Here is a 7,548-nt window from a genome sequence, read left to right on the forward strand (position 1 = left end):
ATCGTTCGAAAAAAAGCAGCATCGGTTACCCGACGCTGCTTTTTTTATGCGCTGCCTGTTACTCCTCAGTGGTCGGCGTGGTTGCCGGATGCGCTTTACCCGGGAAACGGCGCCGCACCAGCACGAAGAACAGCGGCACGAAGAAAATCGCCAGCAGGGTGGCGGAGATCATGCCGCCCATCACCCCGGTGCCGACCGCATGCTGGCTACCGGAACCGGCGCCGCTGCTGGTGGCCATCGGCAGCACGCCGAAGATGAACGCCAGCGAGGTCATCAGGATCGGCCGCAGACGCATGCGGGACGCGTCGAGCGTCGCCGACATCAGATCCTGGCCTTTATGGTTCAGCTCATTAGCGAACTCGACGATAAGAATGGCGTTTTTCGCCGACAGCCCAATGATGGTCAACAGGCCAACCTGGAAATAGACGTCGTTCTCCAGACCGCGCAGCCAGGTGGCGGCGACCGCGCCGATCACCCCCAGTGGCACCACCAGCATCACAGAGAACGGTATCGACCAGCTCTCGTACAGCGCCGCCAGGCACAGGAACACTACCAGCAGCGAGATGGCGTACAGCGCCGGCGCCTGCGAGCCGGACAGCCGTTCCTGATAGGACATCGCCGTCCATTCCAGCCCGAAGCCGGTCGGCAGTTGGCTGACCAGTTTTTCCATTTCCGCCATCGCGGTGCCGGTGCTGACGCCGTTGGCCGCTTCGCCGACGATCTCCAGCGCCGAGCTGCCGTTATAGCGCTCCAGCCGCGGCGAACCGTACTCCCAGTGCGAGCTGGCGAAGGCCGAGAACGGCACCATGCCGCCCGCGCTGTTGCGTACATACCATTTGTTAATGTCATCCGGCAGCATGCGGAACGGCGCTGCGGCCTGCACGTAGACTTTTTTCACCCGGCCGCGGTCGACGAAGTCGTTGACGTAGGTCGAGCCCCAGGCGGTGGAGAGGGTATTGTTGATGTCGTCGATAGACACGCCCAGTGCCTGAGCCTTGCGTTGATCGATATCGATTTGCAACTGCGGGCTGTCGTCCAGGCCGTTGTGGCGCACGCGCGACAGCAGCGGGTTTTGCCCGGCCAGCTGTAGCAGCTGATCGCGCGCCGCCATCAGCTTGGCGTGGCCGAGGCCGGCGTGGTCTTCCAACTCCATATCGAAGCCGGAAGAGTTGCCGAGGCCGGTGATAGCCGGCGGGCTGCTGGCGATCACCCGCGCTTCGTTAATCTTGTTAAACGCCAGGGTGGCGCGATCGATGATGTCGAACGAGCTGTTGGCGCCCGAGGTGCGCAGATCCCAGTCTTTTAGCCGAATGAACAGACGCGCCACGTTTTGGCCGTTCCCCCCCGGCCCGGAGCCGATGATGGCGAACACCGACAACACATCCTGTTTCTCTTCGGTGAGGAAGTACCGCTCGACCTTTTCCACCACTTTGGACGTTTGTTGCAGGGTCGAGCCTGCCGGCAGCTGCACCTGTACGGTGAAGATGCCACGGTCTTCCTGCGGCAGGAAGGAGGTCGGCAGCTTGATGAACAGCAACGCCATGCCGCCGAGCAACAGCAGATAAATCACCATGTAGCGGCCGCTGGCGTGCAGGATGCGCCCCACGCCGCGCTCATAGCGTTCGGTGTTGCGGTTGAACATGCGGTTGAACCAGCCGAAGAAGCCGCGCTTACCGTGGTGGTGGCCCTTGGCGATCGGTTTGAGCAGCGTGGCGCACAGGGCAGGGGTCAGGATCATCGCCACCAGCACCGACAGCACCATGGCGGAGACGATGGTGATGGAGAACTGTCGATAGATGGCGCCAGTGGTGCCGCCGAAGAACGCCATCGGTACGAACACCGCCGACAGCACCAGGGCGATGCCGACCAGCGCGCTCTGGATTTGCCCCATGGATTTGCGCGTGGCTTCACGCGGCGGCAGGCCTTCTTCGCTCATCACGCGTTCGACGTTTTCCACCACCACGATGGCGTCGTCCACCAGCAGGCCGATCGCCAACACCATGGCGAACATGGTGAGGGTGTTGATGCTGAAGCCGCAGGCGGACAGGATGGCGAAGGTGCCCATTAGCACCACCGGCACGGCGATGGTGGGGATCAGCGTGGCGCGGAAATTCTGCAGGAACAGGTACATCACCAGGAACACCAGCAGGATGGCTTCCAGCAGCGTTTTCACCACGTCCTTGATCGAGGCTTTGACGAACGGGGTGGTTTCATAGGCCACTTTGGCCTCCAGCCCGCGCGGGAAGTACTGCGACAGTTCGGCGATCTTGTCCTTCACCAACTGGTCGGTCTGCAGTTCGTTGGCGCCGGAGGCCAGCTTGATGTTCATGCCCGCGGCCTGCATCCCGTTGTAGCGGCTGAGGTAGTTGTAGTTCTCGCCGCCCAGTTCGACGGTGGCGACGTTGCCCAGCGTCACCAGCGATCCGTCCTGATTGACCCGCAGGGTGATCTGGCGGAATTGTTCTGGCGTCTGGAGCTGCGACTGGGCGTTGATGGTGGCGTTCAACGCCTGTTTATCGACCGATGGCGTGCCGCCCAACTGGCCGACCGCCACTTGGGCGTTCTGCGATTGAATGGCCTTGACCACGTCCTGGGTCGTGAGCTGGTAACTGTTGAGCTTGTTGGGATCGAGCCAGATACGCATGGCGTATTGCGAGCCGTACACGTCCATGCTGCCGACGCCGTTGATGCGGCTGAGCGGATCCTGCAGGTTGGAGACGATGTAATCGGCGATGTCCTGCTTGTCCATGCTGTTGTCGGTGGAGACGAACGCCACCATCATCAGCGTGGTGTCGCCGGATTTCGACACCGTGACCCCCTGATTCTGCACCGCCTGCGGCAAACGTTTGATCGCCGCCTGCAGCTGGTTTTGCACCTGCTGCATCGCTTCGTTGGGATCGGTGCCGGCTTCGAACGTCAGCGTGACGGTTGCCTGGCCGGTATTGGTGCTCTGCGACGACATATACATCATGTTGTCGAGGCCGGTCATATTCTGTTCAATGATCTGCGTGACGGTGTTTTCCAGCGTTTGCGCCGAAGCACCTGGGTAAGTTGCGCTAATGCGCACGTTCGGCGGCGCCAGATTCGGGTATTGTTCTACCGGTAAAGAAAAAATCGCCAATGCCCCGGTCAGGCAAAGAATAATTGCCAGCACCCAGGCGAAAATCGGGCGATCAATAAAAAAATTGGCCATGCAGCGCGAACCTCGTTATGACTTGTTCTATCTTTAAAACGCATCGGAAATATGCATTTCAGCGGCAGGGAAGGATTCCGGCGCTATTGCACTTTACTCGGGATAGTCGAGGAAAGCGTGGAGAAAAAAAGGAGATAGTGTAAATAACGGTAGCGGAAAACGGCGTGGATGCACCGACGCCGATAATTGTACGCTATTAAGACATTTTTATTACTATCAAAGGCCTTGCGCATGTCTTCGCCGCAGGCAACCGAAAGTAAAAACTGGACTCACCTTACAGCAGGAGCTTGGCATGGGAATTAACCCGGTATTTGCCCGTCGGCTTTATTTATGCTGGCTGATCAGCCACAGTGAGCGGCCCAATGTGCCGCGGTTGATGGCGCTGACCGGTTGGCCGCGCCGCACGTTGCAGGATGTGCTGAAGGCGCTGCCCGGCATGGGCGTCGAGCTGCAGTTCGTGCAGCAGGGCGTGCGCAACAACGACGGTTTCTATCAGTTGGAAAGCTGGGGGCCGTTCAACAAGAGCTGGGTGCATCAGCACCATCAGGCGCTGCTCAGCGCCATCGAGTAAGCGGCCCCGGCGTATTGGCCGGGGCGGGGCGATCAGTGGCTTTTGTACTCCAGGTACATCACCGTCGCCGCCACGCGAGAACGCACGTCCAGCTTGCGCAGTATATTGCGGATGTGCACCTTCACGGTTTCTTCAGAGATATGCAGCTGCGCCGCCACCTGTTTGTTGGACAGGCCGCGCGCCACCTCTTGCAAGACGTCCAGTTCGCGTTCGGTCAAGGCGGCGAAGGGATCGCGTTGCTCGCCGCGCGCCAGCAAATAGTCGGCCATGGCGTCGCTGATCACGTTCTGCCCTTCGGCGGCGGCGCTGATGTGTTCCAGCAGCTGTTCCGGTTCACTGTCTTTCAGCAGATAGCCGTCGGCGCCGGCGTCGATCAGCGCATACAGATCGCTGCGCGCATCGGAGACCGTCAGCACGATGATGCGCGCGTCCACGCCTTCGTCGCGCAGGGCCCGCAGCGTATCCAGCCCGGACATGCCCTTCATGTTCAGATCCAACAAGATCACGTCCGGCGCGTGCTGCAGTGCCAGCGCAACCGCCTCGCTGCCGTTGCCGGCCTCCGCTACCACGCCAAATCGCGCATCCAGTCCCAGCAGCTGTTTGATGCCGCGCCGCATCAACGGATGATCGTCAACGATCATGACTCGGTATTGCTTCATCACCATGAAATATGCTCCCTGTAGCAAGTAAAGCCACTCAAACGCGCCCGGAGGCGTGCTTCACAGTGGGACTGTCTCTTCAAAAATAGCGGCATTCTGCACCGCAAACCTCTCTGGGCAGCCTTCTGCCCGGCGGCAACCGTAACGCCGAGTGAACAGCCGCAAGGTCAGGGCGAGAATGTCAGGCAGACCGCCGTGCCGCCGCCGCCTCTGCGCCGGATGCGCAGCGTTCCTCCCAGTCGCGCCGCGCGTTCGCTCATGATGGTCAAGCCGTAATGCCCTTCCGGTTCTTCCAGACTGGCGATGCCGCAACCGTCGTCGGTAATGCTGAATACGTTGTCGCCTGCGGCATTGACCTCGCAACACACCGCGATCTCGTTCGCTCCGGCGTGCTTGACGGCATTGAGTACCGCTTCGCGCACGATCTGCAGCGCGTGCACCTGCTGTTGGGCGTTGAGCGCCTGCGAGGGCAGCCGACAGTGTAACTGAATCCGCGCGGGGGTTAGCGCCTTTAATGGCTGCAACAGTTGCTCCAGCGCGGCATTCAGATCCGCCTCCTGAATGTTGAGGCGGAAGGTGGCCAGTAATTCTCTCAGCTGGCGATAGGCATCGGCCAGCGTGCGATCGAAATCATCGATAATCGTCTGCGCCGCCGGATCGTCGGCGGCGCGCCGGAGCAGCGTCAGCTGGATGCGCAGGAACGACAGCGTCTGCGCCAGCGAATCGTGCAGCTCGCGGGCGATGGTCCCACGCTCTTCCATCAGCAACAGATATTGGTGCTGCTTTTGCGCGCGGTTGAAGTAGACGCCGCGGCCCAACATATTGGCCAGGCTCTGCATCAGGTGAGGATGCGGCGGCTGCGCCTCGGGCTGCCAACGCAATTCGCCCAGCAGTTTATCGCCTTGAGTGATCGACAGCGCGCTCCAGGCTTGCGCCGGCGCCGGCTCTCCTTCGTTCAGTTGCCACTGGCCATGGTCGTCCGCCACGTTCAACCGGATGCAGCGCAGTCGTTCACTTTGGCGCACGATGCGCAGCACATTTTCAAACGCCTGCTGATCGATCTGGCGCACGCTCAGCGCCTGCGAGCAGCGATACAGCACCTCCAGCGTTTCGTTGGCCTGCTGCAGGCGCTGGGTCTTTTCCTGCACTTTCAGCTCCAGCGACTGATAGAGCCGGGCCAGCTCGTCCGACATGGCGCTGAAGGTTTGCGACAGCACGCCGAGTTCGTTCGGCAGCGCCACGTCCAGCTGCGGGTGGCGAAAGTCGCGCTGTTGCACGCGCTGGCTGGCGTCGACCAGATGCTGCAGCGGCGTGACCACCTGGCGGCGCATAAAACGGATGCAGAACAGCACCAGACCGATGATGGCGGCGTAGCCCAGTACGCTGATGGCGGCCACCAGGGTGAGTTTCAACTCTGAATAACGCTGTAGAGCGGAAACGAAATGATCGACGCGGTTGACGTAGCCGGCAACCTCTGCCCGGTAGGCGGCCACCTGCCCGTCGCGGATCTGCTGCTCCATCGTTTGCCATGTTCGTTGCAACGCCAGATAGTGGTTGCGTACCTCGGCCGGGACGTAAAAACGCGCCAGCTTTTGCAGCGCGGGTGCCTGCAAAGATTGCCGGTATTGCTGCAGGTGCAGCTCCAGCTCCGGGTTCTGCCGGTCGAGGTCAAAGGCCAAGCGGTAGCTTTGCATGCGCAGCGAACCGGCGATGTTGATCGCCTCGGCATCGCTCTGGCTGCCGGCGACGGTCGTCAACGCCAACCCGGTGGCGAGCACCGACAGGATCACGATGCCGAACAGCGCTCTGGCCAGGCTGCCGGTCACGGAACGTTTAACAAGCAATCACGGAATCCTTTTCTCTCAGGTGAGGCGCTTCGCCAGTTTCATTCGAAAGCAAAACTATAACTTTTGCAACTAAATTGCACCGCGATTTGTATCAAGTTGTCAACAAAACGGGAACAATTGTCGTTGTGTAATCAAATGAATAGCGAAATGCCCACCGATTTTCAGCCGCAGCCCGGTTTCCACTGATGATTTGCCTTTGTGGATGCGATTCGTCCTGACTCGTCTGTCAGAGTCTGCGTCTGCCCACGATGTATTTTAAATCCTGGTTTACCCGGAGAGGCGATGTGATTTTTGTTGCAAATCGTCTGCCGCGGCGCGGCCTAATCGCGGTATGATCTGCACGTTGTCACGCAAGGGAAAAGGGTTATGTCGTCGAAAATTGAGAATGTGAAGAAAGAGCTGCTGTCGGACAACTGGTATGTGCTGCACAAGTACACGTTCGATCTGAAACGCAAAAACGGCGGTTCGGTGCAACAGGTGCGCGAGGTCTACGATCGTGGCAACGGCGCTACCATTTTGCTGTACAACCGCGCCAAGGGCACGGTGGTGCTGACCAATCAGTTCCGCATGCCGACCTACGTCAACGGCAACGAGAGCGGCATGCTGCTCGAGGCCTGTGCCGGCCTGCTGGACGCCGACTCTCCGGAGCAATGCGCGCGCCGCGAAGCGGTGGAGGAGACCGGTTTTCAGGTCAGCGAGGTGAAGAAAATCTTCGAAGCGTACATGTCGCCGGGCGGCGTGACTGAAATCGTGCACTTCTTTATCGCCGAATACCATGATGATGAGCGGCGCGCGGCCGGCGGCGGCATTGAAGATGAAGATATTGAGGTGATCGAACTGCCGTTTCGCGACGCGGTGGCGATGATCGCCGACGGCCGGATTAAAGACGGCAAGACCATCATGCTGCTGCAGTATTTGCAGATTCATCGGGTGATGGAATAAAAAAAGCCGGTCATGATGACCGGCTTTTTTATCGGCTTGCGCCCGGCCGCTTACTTCAGCAGTGCCTGCGCCTTGGCCACCACGTTGTCCACGGTGAAGCCGAACTCGGCGAACAGCTGCTCCGCCGGCGCCGACTCACCGAAGGTGGTCATGCCCACGATGGCGCCGTTCAGGCCCACGTACTTGTACCAGTAGTCCGCGATACCCGCTTCCACCGCCACGCGCGCCGTCACCGCCGCCGGCAGCACCGACTCGCGGTACGCCGCATCCTGCTTGTCGAACGCGTCGGTCGACGGCATCGACACCACGCGCACCTTGCGGCCCGCTGCGGTCAGC

General features: G+C 60.3%; 6 protein-coding genes. 2 read left to right on the plus strand and 4 right to left on the minus strand.

Annotation, left to right across the window (positions count from 1 at the left end; genetic code table 11):
* Positions 1–58 precede the first annotated feature (58 nt).
* Entirely contained in the window at positions 59–3,193 is a 3,135-nt protein-coding gene (gene acrD / locus ACJ8HA_RS17535; RefSeq protein WP_025303817.1) for a multidrug efflux RND transporter permease AcrD, read from the minus strand.
* A gap of 292 nt (positions 3,194–3,485) precedes the next feature.
* On the opposite strand from acrD, the gene ACJ8HA_RS17540 reads away from it, so the two are divergent.
* Complete coding sequence (locus ACJ8HA_RS17540; RefSeq protein ID WP_004941750.1) at positions 3,486–3,764, plus strand: winged helix-turn-helix domain-containing protein; 279 nt, start codon at positions 3,486–3,488, stop codon at positions 3,762–3,764.
* A gap of 32 nt (positions 3,765–3,796) precedes the next feature.
* On the opposite strand, the gene ACJ8HA_RS17545 is transcribed toward ACJ8HA_RS17540, so the two are convergent.
* Together ACJ8HA_RS17545 and narQ are read right to left on the minus strand one after the other, a co-directional pair.
* Positions 3,797–4,429 (minus strand): response regulator, encoded by a 633-nt coding sequence (locus ACJ8HA_RS17545; protein WP_025303816.1) that lies wholly within the window; start codon positions 4,427–4,429, stop codon positions 3,797–3,799.
* A 161-nt stretch (positions 4,430–4,590) separates the two neighbouring features.
* The gene (gene narQ / locus ACJ8HA_RS17550; protein ID WP_442515419.1) at positions 4,591–6,267 is read right to left on the minus strand and encodes a nitrate/nitrite two-component system sensor histidine kinase NarQ; all 1,677 of its coding nucleotides are present in this window, start codon (positions 6,265–6,267) and stop codon (positions 4,591–4,593) included.
* Between the two features lie 369 nt (positions 6,268–6,636).
* On the opposite strand from narQ, the gene nudK reads away from it, so the two are divergent.
* Positions 6,637–7,212 carry a GDP-mannose pyrophosphatase NudK gene (gene nudK / locus ACJ8HA_RS17555; RefSeq protein WP_033643990.1) on the plus strand — a complete coding sequence of 192 codons (576 nt, stop codon included), beginning with the start codon at positions 6,637–6,639 and terminating at the stop codon, positions 7,210–7,212.
* A 50-nt stretch (positions 7,213–7,262) separates the two neighbouring features.
* Here nudK and ACJ8HA_RS17560 read toward each other — a convergent pair.
* Positions 7,263–7,548: transketolase-like TK C-terminal-containing protein (locus ACJ8HA_RS17560; RefSeq protein ID WP_309158656.1), on the minus strand; the 286-nt coding region annotated here is incomplete at its 5' end.

It is taken from the genome of Serratia sp. CY33802 (genome assembly GCF_052169095.1).
In the GTDB taxonomy this organism is placed as follows: domain Bacteria; phylum Pseudomonadota; class Gammaproteobacteria; order Enterobacterales; family Enterobacteriaceae; genus Serratia; species Serratia bockelmannii.

Bases quoted from the DNA above. Each gene is read 5' to 3' on its own strand.
- ACJ8HA_RS17545 (WP_025303816.1), bottom strand. From the start codon at position 4,429: ATGGTGATGAAGCAATACCGAGTCATGATCGTTGACGATCATCCGTTG.
- nudK (WP_033643990.1), top strand. From the start codon at position 6,637: ATGTCGTCGAAAATTGAGAATGTGAAGAAAGAGCTGCTGTCGGACAAC.
- ACJ8HA_RS17540 (WP_004941750.1), top strand. From the start codon at position 3,486: ATGGGAATTAACCCGGTATTTGCCCGTCGGCTTTATTTATGCTGGCTG.
- acrD (WP_025303817.1), bottom strand. From the start codon at position 3,193: ATGGCCAATTTTTTTATTGATCGCCCGATTTTCGCCTGGGTGCTGGCA.